We start from the raw sequence: 15,002 nt of genomic DNA on the forward strand, positions 1-15,002 counted from the left end.
AAGATGATAGGGTGATAGATGCTTTTTCTAATTACATCACCCTATCCATTAAACAACTCTTAACCACCCTTTATTTCAGATAGGTTATCTTAATTTTTTCAGATGCAGTTGGGGTTTGAACGCTCACCAGATATACCCCGGTTGCAATATTGGCGCTACTCAAACTTAAGTCCCAATTGACGGTAAAGGAAGTCATACCGTTATATTGCTGTGTATTTAAGGTGGCAACTTTCTGCCCCAGCATATTATAAATCACGATTTTGCTATTTCCGGCATCCCAGGGTTTTGAAAGAGTTACCTCAATATTAACAGCAGGATTAAATGGGTTTGGATAGGCTTTGAGTGATTCGATTTCGAAGGAGTTGGGATTTTCATCTTCAACACCAGTTACTTCACCGCCGTCATCATTATCCGGATTTAAGAGGACTGTGTCCTGAGGAAGGATAGCCAGAAAAGAGGTATATCGAGACATTAATCGGTTCTCGATGCTATAGTCAATGATGGTAGTGATGTCTTCATTGGAAGATGAAGATTTTTCAAGTCGGTCAATATTTCGGCCCATCCAAAACCTTTTGAGGTTACTATCAATTTCGGTGCTTTCATTAATTACAAGCTGCTCATTGAAAACGGTATCTCTGATTGACCCAGTAAATTGTACCGTTAATGGTAAATCGCCATAGTATTTTCCGGTTTGAACGTAGGTCGAGTTAAGAGCGATTTTGTCATTGTTACTGCTCTTAAAATTTGAATAGGTAAAACCGTTAGCAAAGGTTGGGTATACTGTGTAATTAGTAATAGAGCCTTCCAAATTATTAAAAGCAGGTTCAAATCGTTCTAAAACATACTGTGAGTCATAACGATTAAACAGTTCTCCGCCGCTTTCACGGGCCAAAATTCCATACAGATAATCGTTGCCTTGGTAATCAGTCCCGTTTCTATAACTATAGATTTGATCAGTATTCTGAAGATCTAAAATGGTTGTTTTTGGGAAGTCATTTTCGGCATAGTTCAAAATGGATTCGGAAAATGAATTGGCATCCTGAAAGTTATGATAGGTATCGGAGCTCGAAATAAGGATAAGCTCGCCCGACCCTTCAGTTTTAACGAAGTCGATTCCACCAACAAGTATATCGTCCAGGTTACTGACAGAGAGAATATCGCCGGCATCAATCTGGTCAAACACACTGTCTATCTTGGCATCAGTTGTTTGTATCCAATTTTCTGAGAAAACCAGATCAGAAACATTGGAGTAGAGAAAATTAAAGTAATCTGAATCATCAAAATTCTTCTTGAGATTGAACTTAATCTCATCTAACACTTCTGCTTTACTCAATGTGGTATTGGAGGCTGCATAATCAAACATCACCATTACCTTTTTTGAAGCAGTCACATCAAGTACTTCCTTAGGGATAAATGATAAACTATAATATTTACCGGTCGAGTCTGAATAATTCGACAATAAAACTGAGGAAGTATCTTGTTTAGCAACATTGAGACTCAGAGAGGAAGTGAGAGATTGGAGCTCAATTTCGGTTTCCCAATAGGTCCGGTCTAAGGAGTCAGTGCCCGAGGTAAAAGTTACATCTTCATTATTGGAAAAAGACAATTCCGGATTTTCTTCTTCGCTAAAATATCTAACTACCGGCTCTTCAATAATACCTTCTGCAAGGGAATGAAATTTATTTGGCAGGCGAATGGATGTTGAAGTTTTTAGGTGATCATTAGGGACTAGAAAACTGATTTTTAGTTTTCTGACCTGCGAACGGGTAAAAGGGTAGACTCGCAACTCATATGAAGTTGGTGAATCTTTGAATAGAATGGCAGGATCTTGCTGGCGATTTACAATACTCTCATATACTCTGTTGGCCGTCCACCGATCTACAATATGAGCCACTAATAATTGGTCTTCGAACCATAGCCATAAATCAGATATTGTTATTTGGTCATCAAGTTCGAAAAACGAGAATAACTCTATCAGCTCGTTTTGAGAAAAATTATTGGAATCAGCTGCAGAGAATGAGATAAAGAGTTCGATTTCAGTGAAGTTACCTTTGGGGTGAACTTCATAAACTGTTTCATTTACATTAACCGGGTAGTAGTTCCAGGTTCGGTCTGGGTTAGCTATACCCAAATATTCATATTGAGCGATGGCAAGTGAGGGCAAAAGGGCGAATAACAGGATAAGTGTTCGCATGGTAGTCTGATATGTTAGGGATTCTCTCGTAGATCAGTGTAACAAAAAAGAGGGTATAATTCACCTCATATGTGATAGTTTTTTAGGCGCTTTGTGCTAAAGCTAAAAGGTGGTTAGCGAGTATTCATAGAAATCTATTCCATCAATTTAGCCCTTATTTTTTCTTTCGTCTCCTTATTACAAAATGCTGCATCAATGGCATAATGATTACACTTTAGAAAATGCTCGGCTTGCCAATCAAAATGCTTGTTTAGAGATAAGTACTCTTCAATCAGAGAAACATTTGAAATGGTCCGCCCATCGGTATTGATGCTCATAGAATTGCCTCTCTTGTAAATGTCGTCAACCTGATGTTGGGCAACTAATTCATAAATCCCGGTTTGCACATTGCTTGTTGGGCAGACTTCCAGATGGATATCGTTTTCTTTAAGATGATCCATCAGCGAATCATCTTCCAAACTCCTTACACCATGACCAATTCGAGAAGGATAAAAGTTCTGAAGCACTTCCCGGACACTTTCAGCACCACGGGCTTCGCCGGCATGAGCAGTACAGGGAATGTTTTGCTCATTCGCATATTCAAAAGCCTTAATGTGGTTGTCGATTGGCAGGGTTTCATCGGCAGCGATATCGAAGCCCACAACCTTAGTTCCTCTAAACTGCTCTACTAACTTTATGGTTTCCATGCTTTGCTCTTCGGTATAATGGCGAAGTGTACAAAGGATAATTCTAGCTTCAATTCCGGTTTCTTTAATTCCTTTGATGGTGGCTTCATTAACGATAGAAACAACTTCCTCGGCAGTTAAGTCCTCTTCCAGATGCTGCAGCGGAGCGAAACGAATTTCAGCATAAATCACGTTGTCTTCCTGCAGCTGATGAAAGAGATCAAGCGTAACCATTTCCAACTGCTCTTTTGTTTGCATGATGGCGATGGGTTCCTGTGCGCACTTCAGATACTCATCCAGGCTGGAGCAGTTGGCCGGAGCAATGAAGTTCTGCTGATATTCTTCTCTGGAAATTTCAGGTTTCAACTTTTTTACAATCTCGTAGCTCAGGGAGCAATCAAGGTGGAGATGCAGTTCGATTTTTGGCAGGGATGTAAAATTCATTTAATGGGGTGATATTCTAAGTATCAAAAATAATTTGTTTGGAAATGGCATTCTATTTCAACCACCGTAGGGGCAATTCATGAATTGCCCCTACGGTGGTTGATGATTGTGTAATCAAAATTCGTAATTAGACCCAAAAAAAATTAGTTTCCGAGTTCAGTATTCAAGTCCAAAATAAACAGATTCAATGTCTAAAAAACTTCTCTTTTTACTGGACGGAATGGCGCTGGCCTACCGTGCTCACTTTGCATTTATCAATAGCCGATTAAAAAATTCAGAAGGCATTCCAACCGGACCTGTTCTTGGTTTTGCCAATACGCTTGAGAAAATGCTGGATGAAGAAAAGCCGACCCATATAGCCGTTGCATGGGATACTAAGGAGCCTACCTTTCGCCACGAAGAGGATAAAGAATATAAGGCAAACCGACCGCCCCAACCTGAAGAACTGACTATCGGGATTCCCCTAATTAAAGAAATGGTGAAAGCATGGGGAATTAAGAATATTGAGCAAGATGGCTATGAAGCAGATGACATTATTGGAACCATTGCCAACGGAGCCAATGCTGATGATGTAGATGTGATGATGGTCACGCCCGATAAGGATTTTATGCAGCTTGTGCACGATCATGTTCGAATGATGAAGCCCGATAACAATAATGGTGGGTTTAATATCATCGATCGGGAAGGAGTGAAGGATTACTTTGGGGTATATCCAGAGCAGGTGATCGACGTACTTGCTATGATTGGCGATACCTCGGATAACATCCCCGGCGTACCCGGAATTGGAAAGAAAGGAGCGCCTAAGTTGATTAAGAAATATGGTTCTCTTGAAAAAGCCATTGAAGCAGCTCCTAATATCAGTGGTAAAAGGGCGAGAGAAGGTCTAACTGAATATGGAGAACAAGCTCTTCATGCCAAATTCATGGTCACTATCAAAACAGATGTACCAAACACGGCTAAATGGCAGGATATGACTTGGGAAGGTCCTGATGAAAAAGCATTGGGTCTGTTCTTCAAGCGGATGGAGTTTCGAACACTCACGAAGAAATATTTAGGAGCGGAAGGTCCTGTTGTTTCAAAAGAGGGAGATCAGGTGGATTTATTCGGTTCCTTCAAAGAAGAAGCGCCGAAGCAAGAGCTGGACGAAGACAAGGTGAATTATGAACTGGTTCAATCGCTTGATGCGGTGAAAAACCTGGTAGAGCGTTTCAAAGACCATGAGGCCTTTTGTTTTGATACGGAGACGAATAGTCCCGATCCGGTTTCAGCAAAATTGGTTGGTATTTCTCTCACAGCTACACCGGGAACCGGTTATTATATTCCGGTGAACGTGGAAGGCGGTTTGGATGAGAAAGAAGTAATTGAAGTTATACGACCACTTTTTGAAAATGAAAATTCCACCAAAGTAGCGCATAATTATAAGTTCGATTACCTCATGCTTTCACGGTCCGGAATTGAAATCAAAGGCAAGCCTTTTGATACTATGATTGCGGCTTACCTCATTGATGCCAATCAGCGTCTGAAAATGGATGAGCTTTCCAAAAGCCTCCTGAATTATAAACCGGTTCCGATTGAAGAACTGATTGGAAAAGGGAAGAAGCAGATTTCAATGGCAGACTTGAAGCCCGAAGAGGTCTATCTCTATGCCTGCGAGGATTCAGATATCACCCTGCGCCTCTATGAAATTCTGAATGAGAAGCTCAAGGAAGATGAGCTGGAAGAAATTGCCTACACGGTTGACTACCCGCTGATGGAAGTATTGGCCGATATGGAATTCAAGGGCATAAAGCTGGATACCGAAATGTTATCTGCTTTTTCTGAGGAATTGGAATCCGATTTGAAAGAGCTGGAAGAACAGATTTATGAGAAGGCTGGAGAGGAGTTTAATATTAACTCTCCGCAACAGCTCGGAACTATTTTGTTTGAAAAGATGGATTTGCCTTCCGGAAAGAAAACTAAAACGGGGCAGTACTCTACGGCAGAGTCTGTGCTAAATAAACTGGCACCAAAGTACGAAATGCCGAGTCTGATTCTGGATTATCGCCAGCTGACCAAGCTAAAATCTACCTATGTAGATGCGCTGCCTGATTTGATCAATCCTGATACCGGTCGTGTTCACACCGATTTTAACCAAAGCGTTGCGGCCACGGGACGATTGAGTTCTTCCAATCCCAACCTGCAAAACATCCCGATTCGAACAACCCGCGGACGGGAAATTCGAAAAGCCTTTATTGCCGAAGATGGATACAAAATCATGTCGGCAGATTACTCACAGGTTGAGCTTCGGGTGATTGCCCATATCGCCAAAGATGAAGCAATGATGGAAGCCTTTAAAAACAAGGAGGACATTCACTCCAGAACTGCTAAGGAAATTTTTGATCTGGACTCTCTGGATGAGGTTACTCAAGATCATCGCCGAAAAGCGAAAGAAGTCAACTTCGGAATTCCTTATGGGGTGAGTGCCTATGGATTGGCTTCTCGTTTAGGGATTGATAACAACGAAGGAAAGGAGATGATCGACCAATATTTTGAGCGTTTCCCAAATATTCTGAACTACATCAACGATACAAAAGAGTTTGCCCGTGAAAATGGATTCGTGAAAACGCTGTTAGGACGCCGGCGATATATTCCTGATATCAAATCAGGGAATTGGAACGTACGGGGCTTTGCAGAGCGAACGGCCATCAATATGCCCATTCAGGGAACCGCTGCTGATATCATCAAGCTTGCGATGATTAATATTCACCACTGGCTGAAGGACAACAACAAGAAAAGCCGAATGCTGCTTCAGGTACATGATGAGCTGATCTTTGAAATTCATGAAAGTGAAATAGATGAGGTCCCTGCAAAAATCAACGAGCTGATGGAGACGGCCTTTGAGCTGGATGTTCCATTGGATGTGGATTCCGGAGTGGCAGAGAATTGGTTGGAAGCACATTAGAGTGAATTCGTTAATTCGTTATTCGTTGATTTGTTGGCTGGATGTTAACTCACTCCGATGCTCTGCGTCGGAGTGAAACTTAGTGGATGGAGATTAAAGCATTTCTCAAAAGACTTTTTGGTGATCGAATAGCGATTAACGAATAACGAATAACGAATTAACGAACTACCCTACAACAATCCCATATTTATCCAGCAAGCCGGGTAAGCTTTGAAGGGAAAATTTAGCACCTTCAATCTGATTGGCTTCTGGATCTATAGAGTAATTAAAAGATGATCGGAAATCAGCTTTTTTCAAATTGGAGGAAGAGAATACTGCTTTGGCTAAATCGCAGTTATCAAAGACAGCTTCTTTAAGCTCGGCTTGAGTAAAATCGACTTCGTTAAGCTGGCAACCTTTAAAGACGGTATGATTACCCTTCACCTGAAAAAAAGAAGAGAGGTTCAGGTTACACAATTCAAATTCAGCAGAGAAAGCAAAGTTGTTGCAGGTATCGAATTGGAGTCCGATGAGCTTGCACTCGGTAAATTTTGAATCTCTGATTGAAGTGCCAATCAGTTTGGCCATCGATAAATCACAGCCTTTAAATTCACACTCTATAAAACCGCATTCACCCAAGTTCACTTTCGGTAGTTTGCAGTTAATAAAGTGACAAGATTCGTAATCAGCTGCCCTAAAATCTTCGTCCGTATAATCTATTCCTTCAAAGACTTCGTCTGAATAATAGGTCTTTGTCATATACTTGAGCTAAGTTTTTGATGTTAGGAGGATTACTAAAAGTTAGCCTCATTATTAGGGTAACTCACAGCCTGCTGCTTACTTTCGAAATTAGACCTCTGAGTTTTAGTCATATAGGAAACTGAGTCTGGCCTGAAGTTTGAAAACTTGTTTACTAAATATTCCTCTTTAAGCATGATAACTAGCTTATCATTCTCTACGGTGGCGTTAATTTCAGCATTTCTAACTAAAGTCCTGCGGCCGGACATTACAGTCATATTACTATGTGAAGATTTTGTTTTCATTACCCCAGCTCTCCATAAACTCACCTGTCCGGCCTCAACCAACTCATCAAAAGAACCCGAAGCTGGTTCTGCTCCCGGATATTTAAAGAGACTAAATCCAGCACTATAACCTTCATCTTCAAAATTAAAACTTGCCATCCATTGGTATTCCAATGTTCCGGTATCAGATTTTTCCAAAAACCATTCCCACGTATCTTTTCTTTCTATATCAAAAATGAACTTTATGTAGTCGTATTCAACAACCACAGAATCAGCAGATGCCATGAGCTGCTCAGGGGGAATTTCTTCTTTTTGATTGTCCACACATCCTGCAAAAAGAATTGAAATCAGTAATAGAAAAAGAGTAATAAGCTGTCGAAGCATAGATTCAATATTTTAGATATTTAATGGAAAGAAAAGATTAGATAAGAACTGAAAATTAATATCCCAAAATTATTAACAAGTATTTGAGAAAGCGAAAGATTTAAGGAACAATTTTAGGAGTGGAAGTTGTTTGACTGGCATGAATATCAATACAGACTATGATGTAATTATTGCCGGCTCCGGCATGGGCGGGATGAGTGCAGGAGCTATGCTAGCCAAAGATGGCTATAAAGTACTGATCCTGGAAAAAGCTCATGCTCCGGGAGGTTGTTCCTCCTCTTATTTCAGGAAAGGATATGTGTTTGAATCCGGCGCGACCACGTTAATTGGATTTGATGAGAATCAGCCCCTATGGAAACTTGAAAAAGAATCAGGTATTCAAATTCCACGAGAAGAAATAACTCCAAGTATGTCCGTTTGGCTTGATGACGAACAGCTCACCCGGTATAAAGACCGTGAGCAGTGGATTCAGGAATGCATCCGTGTGTTTGGAAATGAAACGGGTCAGCGGGCCTTTTGGGAAGAAGCATTAGCAGTTTCAGATTTAGTATGGAAAGTCTCTTTAAAGAATCCATTCTTTCCCCCACAAAAAATATCGGAGTGGGGGAAACTTGCCATCAACAACAATCCACTAGACGTTTGGGTGCTGAAGTATGCGTTTCAATCCGTGGAAGACGTAATGAGAAAATATGGTGTGGATACTCCAAAATTCCGCCGTTTTGTTGATGAGCAACTCATGATTACGGCACAAGCTAAATCTGCCCAAACACCTTTCTTGTTTGGGGCTGCGGGACTTACCTACACCAATTATTCCAACTTCTATGTGCCGGGTGGTTTACTTGAAATGGTCAATAGTATTCGTGAATTCATTCAAGCCAAAGGCGGTGCGCTTCATACCAAAGAAGGTGTTGAGATGGTCGAGCAGGATGGGGAAGAATTCAAGGTTCATACCCAATCAAAGAAAGGAAAGAAAAAAATTTATAGGGCGCCTATTGTTATTTCAAACATTCCGGTATGGAATATGGGAGGCTTAACTTCAGGAGAAATGAGTGACTATTTCAAAGAAGAGTCAAAAGAATTTAAAGAAGCTTGGGGCGCCATCACTCTTGGAATTGCTACGGATGATGTATATCCGGTGGAACTGCCACTACACAACCAAATACATCTGGATGAAGGCGAAACTGTTCCTTTCACAAATTCGGATTCAATATTCATCTCCATGTCAAAACGCGGAGATACTGAGCGAGCGAAAGAAGGAGCGAGAACGCTTAACGTATCCACTCACGCATCTCCGGAATTATGGTACTCGCTGAACGGTACTTATGAAGACGCTAAACAACAGGCAGAAGATTTCATCGTTAAAACGCTGGAGAAAAAATTGCCCGGATTTGCAGAAGCAAAAATTGATGTCATTCATACCGCAACACCCATTACGTGGGAAAAATGGGTGTACCGCAAAAAAGGCAGAGTAGGTGGGATACCCCAAAGTATGGCACGAAGCTTGCTCAATTGGACTCCACACGAAACTCCGTTCAAAGGTTTGTATCTTGTTGGCGATACAACCTATCCCGGACAAGGAATTCCGGGCGTAACTTTGAGTGGAATCAACGTATATTCACGAGTAAAAAAGAATCATTAAAGCAGAATTTTTTGGATAATTATTCCCCCAATACCCAGATTTCAGTATTTCCGCCAGTCATAAAAAACCTCTTAATTATAAACGGACTGGCGTTTCTTTTAACAAAACAGCTTTTTGGCGCCGGCTGGACTCCCATAGGTTCCACTCTCGCACCATATCTTGTTCTGAATCCTCTTGGCGAAGGATTCATGCCTTGGCAGCTAGTGACTTACATGTTCCTGCATGCAGATCTTGGACACATATTTTTCAACCTCTTTGCATTGTGGATATTTGGTCAGGCTATTGAAAATCTCTGGGGCTCAAAACGGTTTCTGATGTATTATTTACTGACGGGTGTTGGAGCAGCAGTTATTCATATGTTTTTAGGAGGATACTTTACTTACACATTAGGCGCTTCCGGAGCTGTATTTGGGATCCTATTAGCCTTCGGGATCATGTTTCCTGACAAATACATTGTCTTGTTGATACCGCCCATACCGGTAAAGGCTAAATACTTTGTAACCTTCTACGGGTTGTTTGAACTATTCAACGGGCTAGCGATGCCGAATAGTGGAATTGCTCACTTTGCTCACTTGGGTGGACTTGTAGTTGGCTTTGTACTCATTAAATATTGGGGACTTAAAAAACCAGAGCAATATGTCTAACGGTCCTTCATTTTTCTCAGGCGGTAACATGAATAGCGGCAACTATGATTCCTTTGGGAATGCCTTTAAGCGAGGGTTCATGAGGATGCCGGTTGCTATTCGAACCATTATTGCTATCAATGCGGTAGTATTTGTAATCCAAATGTTGGGCGGGCAGCCTCTTAACAATTGGGTGGTGCCAAATCTTGGATTTGATCCAACCTTTCCAACTTTCCTGACCCAACCGTGGAGACTTGTTACCTACATGTTTTTGCATGGAGGATTTCTTCACTTTCTATTTAATATGTTATGGCTGTGGTGGATGGGTAAGGCAGTCGAAGAGACGCTCGGCCCCAGAACTTTCACCGTGATTTATTTTGGTGCTGGAATTTTGGGTGCACTTCTGGATGCAGGATTAGCCCTTATATTTGGTTCTGCCTTAGTAATTGGAGCCTCAGGAGCGGTAACGGGTATTCTAGTAGCCTTCGCGATGCTATTTCCAACCGCGCCAATCATGCTATTCCTATTTCCTCCCATTCAGGCGCGATTTTTTGTTGCCGGCTGGATAGCGATCGATATTCTGTTTTTAGGAAGTGCAGATGGAGTAGCACGCCTTGTTCACCTTGGAGGTGCTTTAGGTGGTTACTTATTAATTAAAGCATATAAAAACGGAAAAGACCTAAGTATGGTTATTCGTTATTTTGAGTATATGTTTGGCAAAGTAAAACCGGAAAGTAAATCGAGTTCAAAACGGCCACGAAACAAAAATATGCATATTGTTCAGGATGCAGAAATTGTAGAAGAAGTGGATCAGTCAGAACTGGATGCCATTTTAGAGAAGATTTCTAAGAAAGGCTACGATTCACTTACATCCGAAGAGAAGCAAAAACTATTTAAACTAAGTAAAGAAGATTAAGTCACTATGGCTGCTATAAAACGACGTAAATCGATTCAGGTAATGGTAGGGGATGTGCCCGTTGGTGGAGGCGCACCTATTGTAGTTCAATCCATGACTAATACTGATACAGCTGATATTGACGAAACTGCAGATCAGATAGAACACCTGAAACGTGCCGGATCAGAGCTGGTTCGAATTACGGTAAATAATGATGCAGCTGCTAAGGCTGTTCCGCATATAAAAGAAAAGCTTTTGAAAAGAGGGGTGACCGTTCCAATTATCGGTGACTTCCACTATAACGGCCACAAGCTATTGACGGCCTATCCTGAAATGGCGCGTTCGTTGGCCAAGTTCAGAATTAATCCAGGAAACACGGGCACAAAAGCCCGTGATGAAAATTTTACTACGATTGTAGAGCAGGCCATTAAATACGATAAACCGGTACGTATCGGCGTAAACTGGGGCTCGCTAGATCAGCAGCTACTTGCTGATAGAATGGATGCTAACAATAAACTGACTAAGCCTAAAACGGCAAAAGAGGTTATGTTGGATACCATGGTTGAAAGTGCGAAGCGCTCTTCAAAACTAGCAGAAGATGTAGGTTTGGCTTCCGACAAGATTATCATCAGCTGTAAGATGTCAGGTGTTCAGGACGTAGTTACTGTTTATGAAAGAATAGCCGAAGAAGTTGATTACCCACTTCACGTAGGACTCACAGAAGCCGGAATGGGAATGAAAGGTATGGTTGCCAGTGCATCCGCGCTGTCCGTAATACTGCAACAGGGGATAGGAGATACTATTCGGGTTTCACTTACTCCTCAGCCCGGTGCTGACCGTGCTTTGGAAGTTCAGGTTGCCCAACAAATTCTTCAATCTCTTAAAATCAGAAACTTCATCCCGCAGGTAACCTCTTGTCCAGGATGTGGAAGAACAAAGAGTACATACTTTCAAGAACTGGCAGAAGAGATTCAGGATTATATTGTAGAATCCATGCCTATCTGGAGAAAAGCATATCCCGGAGTAGAAGAAATGGACGTAGCTGTGATGGGTTGCGTTGTTAATGGTCCTGGTGAATCACGCAACGCAAATATTGGGATTTCACTCCCCGGAACGTTTGAGGAACCTAAAGCTCCTGTTTATATTGATGGTGAGCACTCTACCACATTAAGGGGTGATCATATTGGGGAAGAATTCCGTGAGATTTTAGATAATTATATAAAAGAGAGATACGCTAAGAATTAAAAGGTACAAGTGTAGCTGAAACACTTGGTGTAAGCCCTTACATTTATTCTCAGATTTATTTAGTCTGCAATGTAAATCTTTTACATTGCTCAACCTTCAATTAGAATATGTTTTTCTAATTATGCGCAATAACAATGGGTAAACCCTTGATTAAATTTATATAGAGGAGCGCAAAATTATTCTTTTTCAGGTTCAAAGTGATATACATTAGAAAAGCTTTTTTGTGAAACTATTTGTTGAAATTATGTAAGCGCTTACATTAACTTTCATGTTAAGAACCGGAATGAATAATGTTGGATAAATGCGCTATTTCTTTATACTAATTTTTAGCCTGACAACTGTAACTGCTTTTGGTCAGTATGGTAAGATTCGTGGAATCGTAACAGATTCTCAAACAGGTGAAACCATCATTGGTGCGAGTGTAATTATACAAGGTACAACCAAAGGTGATGCTACCGACATTGATGGGGAATATATTATTACAGGGGTTGAACCGGGTAGCTATAGTCTCGAAATTTCATATATAGGGTATAATAAAACAACGGTCGAGGATGTTCGCGTCTCAATTGATCTCACTACAGAAATAAATGTTGAGTTACGCTCAGATGTGTTGGAAGGTGAGGAGATTACTGTTGTAGCTGGTAGAGAATTAATCAGAAAAGATGTTACAGCTAGTTTATCGTCTGTTACTAGTGAGCAAATAGAAGCTATTCCGGTTGAAAACTTTTCAGAAGTTGTTGAATTACAGGCGGGTGTAGTTGACGGTCACTTTAGAGGGGGAAGAACCGGAGAAGTTGGTTATTGGGTTGATGGAGTTCCAGTTACCGATGTTTTTGATGGCAGCCTTTCAGCAGGTGTAGAGAATAGTTCCGTTAAAGAAGTTCAGGTTGTTACCGGAGCTTTTAATGCTGAGTATGGGCAAGCAATGAGTGGAATTGTAAACATCGTAACTAAGGATGGAAGCAATAACTTTACAGGCTCAGTAAATACTTTCTTAGGTGATTATGCCTCAACCAGAACAGATCTTTTCAGAGGTATAGATCAAATTAACCCTATTGCTGTACGAAATGTAGAGGCAAGTCTGGATGGACCTATTATAAAGGATAAGCTGTTTTTCTTTGTAAGTGGAAGATATTTTGGAAATGATGGATGGTTCAATGGCCGTGAAGTTTTTGATTACAATGATGTAGGAATTAACTCATTAGGTCAGCTTGGGCTGATTGACACGCTAGGTTCAGGTGATTCATCTTTAGTTAATATGAACCCTTATGAGAAGTTGAATGCGCAGGTAAAACTAACCTGGCGTCCGGTTTCTGGAGTGAAAATTTCGGCTAATGGTATTTTTGGAGGAGAAGAATTTAAAAATTACAACCACTCTGCGCAGTTTATGCCGCAGTTCTCCAGAGATGAATACACAAGAAATTATAGTGTCTATTTAAAAGGCACTCATACGCTTTCAAGCAATACTTATTATGATGTAAGTATTTCAAATAACTATAAAAAGTACGAGTCCTATCTATTCGAAGACCCTTTCGACTCCAGGTATTTACCAAACGATTATGCAGGATTCCGGGCCAATAATATAATTTCTAACTTTATTATTGGTGGTACTGACAATGGAAGGACAAACCGTGAGACAAGCACCTACATTGGTAAATTTGATATCACCAGTCAGGTAAACAGCTCAAATCAGATAAAAACAGGAGTTGAGTACAGATATCACTCACTTAAATTCAGTGATAAAACCTCTATCGTAAATAACCCTAACGGAGGAGTATCATCAGTTTTTGTTAATTCTGAGTATGATGTAAACCCAATTGAGATATCAGGCTACATTCAGGATAAAGTTGAAGTAGGAAACTTGATTATAAATGCGGGTGTCCGCTTCGATTATTTTGACTCAAAATTCAAAGTATTTACAGACCCCACAGATCCGAATGTAGTATTTGAGGAACAAAGACCTGATAATAATGATCTGGTTTTTGAAGATTCAGAGCCAACCTGGCAATTTAGTCCTCGTTTGGGTATCGCGTTTCCAATTTCAGAAACAGGTGCATTACACTTTTCTTATGGGCACTTCTTTCAGATACCAAACTTCAGCCTCCTTTATCAAAATCCATTCTTCCGCTTGGGTAGTGGTTCCGGGCTAATTGGTTTATTAGGTAACGCGAACCTAAAGCCTCAGAAAACTATTAACGGTGAACTTGGATATAAGCAGGAGTTAAGCAGTAGCTCGGCCGTTGAGGTTACAGCATTTTTCAGAGATATCAGAAATTTAGCAGGTACAGCAACTGACCCAACTGTGGTAGACGGTACCTCTGTACGGTATGGAATCGTTAAAAACTCAGACTTTGGATTCATTAAAGGGGTTGTACTGACTTTTGACCAAGGGTTCTCAAATGGCCTGTTCTTCACTGCCGATTATACCTTCCAGATTGCCAAGGGTAATGCTTCTGATCCATCCCAGGCATATAACGCAGCTGCAGCAAAAACTGAGCTCGAGAAGAGAATTGTACCTTTAGACTGGGATCAGTTACACACGGTCAACCTGACTTCAAATTATACTTCTCGAAGTGGCTGGGGATTCGGTGCCATATTTACTGCAGGATCTGGATTTCCTTACACCCCGGATTACACTTTAAGAACAGGGACTACACCACCTTCAGTAAATCCGCTTAACAGCCAAAGAAGACCGCCAAAGTATAATCTGGATCTCAATATCACCAAGAATATTCAAATGGGTGAAAACCAGAGGTTACAAGTATATGCTAAGATTGATAATGTACTTGATACCGGAAATGAACAGGGCGTTTTCTCTGATACAGGAACTGCGGAGTATTCACTTTACAGAAACGAAGACTTGAAGACATTCAGGGGCGATATCAGATACCTGAATGAGAATTACAATCGACCTGATTTTTATAATGAACCTCGCCGAATGGTGCTTGGAGTACGATATAATTTTTAATTG

The 15,002-nt window shown here is 40.9% G+C and carries 10 protein-coding genes; 6 read left to right on the forward strand and 4 right to left on the reverse strand.

The features are described from left to right. Positions 1–70: 70 nt before the first annotated feature. Together CL667_00630 and add are read right to left on the reverse strand one after the other, a co-directional pair. On the reverse strand, positions 71–2,194 hold the full coding sequence (locus CL667_00630) for a hypothetical protein (GenBank protein ID MAL16186.1): 2,124 nt from the start codon (positions 2,192–2,194) through the stop codon (positions 71–73). 134 nt (positions 2,195–2,328) lie between these two features. Next, positions 2,329–3,303, reverse strand: coding sequence for an adenosine deaminase (add, locus tag CL667_00635; GenBank protein ID MAL16187.1), 975 nt, complete (start codon positions 3,301–3,303; stop codon positions 2,329–2,331). Positions 3,304–3,490: 187 nt separating this feature from the next. Here add and CL667_00640 point away from each other — a divergent pair, with 187 nt between their 5' ends. Beyond that, a complete protein-coding gene (locus tag CL667_00640) occupies positions 3,491–6,244 on the forward strand; it encodes a DNA polymerase I (protein ID MAL16188.1) in 2,754 nt (917 codons plus the stop codon). Positions 6,245–6,409: 165 nt separating this feature from the next. Here the strand turns inward: CL667_00640 and CL667_00645 are convergent, their stop codons facing one another. Further along, positions 6,410–6,982 carry a hypothetical protein gene (locus CL667_00645; protein MAL16189.1) on the reverse strand — a complete coding sequence of 191 codons (573 nt, stop codon included), beginning with the start codon at positions 6,980–6,982 and terminating at the stop codon, positions 6,410–6,412. 35 nt (positions 6,983–7,017) lie between these two features. Next, the gene (locus CL667_00650) at positions 7,018–7,629 is read right to left on the reverse strand and encodes a hypothetical protein (GenBank protein MAL16190.1); all 612 of its coding nucleotides are present in this window, start codon (positions 7,627–7,629) and stop codon (positions 7,018–7,020) included. A gap of 139 nt (positions 7,630–7,768) precedes the next feature. Between CL667_00650 and CL667_00655 the strand changes: the two genes are divergently transcribed. The 5 genes from CL667_00655 to CL667_00675 all read left to right on the forward strand — a co-directional run bounded on the left by CL667_00655 (position 7,769) and on the right by CL667_00675 (position 14,999). Next, positions 7,769–9,268: a hypothetical protein gene (locus CL667_00655; GenBank protein ID MAL16191.1), complete on the forward strand. Its 1,500-nt coding sequence runs from the start codon at positions 7,769–7,771 to the stop codon at positions 9,266–9,268. An 11-nt stretch (positions 9,269–9,279) separates the two neighbouring features. After that, positions 9,280–9,912, forward strand: coding sequence for a rhomboid family intramembrane serine protease (locus CL667_00660; protein ID MAL16192.1), 633 nt, complete (start codon positions 9,280–9,282; stop codon positions 9,910–9,912). Continuing rightward, complete coding sequence (locus CL667_00665) at positions 9,905–10,807, forward strand: rhomboid family intramembrane serine protease (GenBank protein MAL16193.1); 903 nt, start codon at positions 9,905–9,907, stop codon at positions 10,805–10,807. The genes CL667_00660 and CL667_00665 overlap by 8 nt, the downstream gene beginning before the upstream one ends. A gap of 6 nt (positions 10,808–10,813) precedes the next feature. Next, a complete protein-coding gene (locus tag CL667_00670; GenBank protein MAL16194.1) occupies positions 10,814–12,031 on the forward strand; it encodes a 4-hydroxy-3-methylbut-2-en-1-yl diphosphate synthase in 1,218 nt (405 codons plus the stop codon). A 301-nt stretch (positions 12,032–12,332) separates the two neighbouring features. Next, complete coding sequence (locus CL667_00675; GenBank protein ID MAL16195.1) at positions 12,333–14,999, forward strand: hypothetical protein; 2,667 nt, start codon at positions 12,333–12,335, stop codon at positions 14,997–14,999. Positions 15,000–15,002: the final 3 nt, after the last annotated feature.

Origin of the sequence: Balneola sp., from assembly GCA_002694685.1 — a bacterium.
In the GTDB taxonomy this organism is placed as follows: domain Bacteria; phylum Bacteroidota; class Rhodothermia; order Balneolales; family Balneolaceae; genus Gracilimonas.

Coding starts and splice junctions, on each gene's coding strand:
- CL667_00655 (MAL16191.1), top strand. CDS start 7,769: ATGAATATCAATACAGACTATGATGTAATTATTGCCGGCTCCGGCATG.
- CL667_00650 (MAL16190.1), bottom strand. CDS start 7,629: ATGCTTCGACAGCTTATTACTCTTTTTCTATTACTGATTTCAATTCTT.
- CL667_00640 (MAL16188.1), top strand. CDS start 3,491: ATGTCTAAAAAACTTCTCTTTTTACTGGACGGAATGGCGCTGGCCTAC.
- CL667_00675 (MAL16195.1), top strand. CDS start 12,333: ATGCGCTATTTCTTTATACTAATTTTTAGCCTGACAACTGTAACTGCT.
- CL667_00630 (MAL16186.1), bottom strand. CDS start 2,194: ATGCGAACACTTATCCTGTTATTCGCCCTTTTGCCCTCACTTGCCATC.
- CL667_00665 (MAL16193.1), top strand. CDS start 9,905: ATGTCTAACGGTCCTTCATTTTTCTCAGGCGGTAACATGAATAGCGGC.
- CL667_00670 (MAL16194.1), top strand. CDS start 10,814: ATGGCTGCTATAAAACGACGTAAATCGATTCAGGTAATGGTAGGGGAT.
- CL667_00645 (MAL16189.1), bottom strand. CDS start 6,982: ATGACAAAGACCTATTATTCAGACGAAGTCTTTGAAGGAATAGATTAT.
- add (MAL16187.1), bottom strand. CDS start 3,303: ATGAATTTTACATCCCTGCCAAAAATCGAACTGCATCTCCACCTTGAT.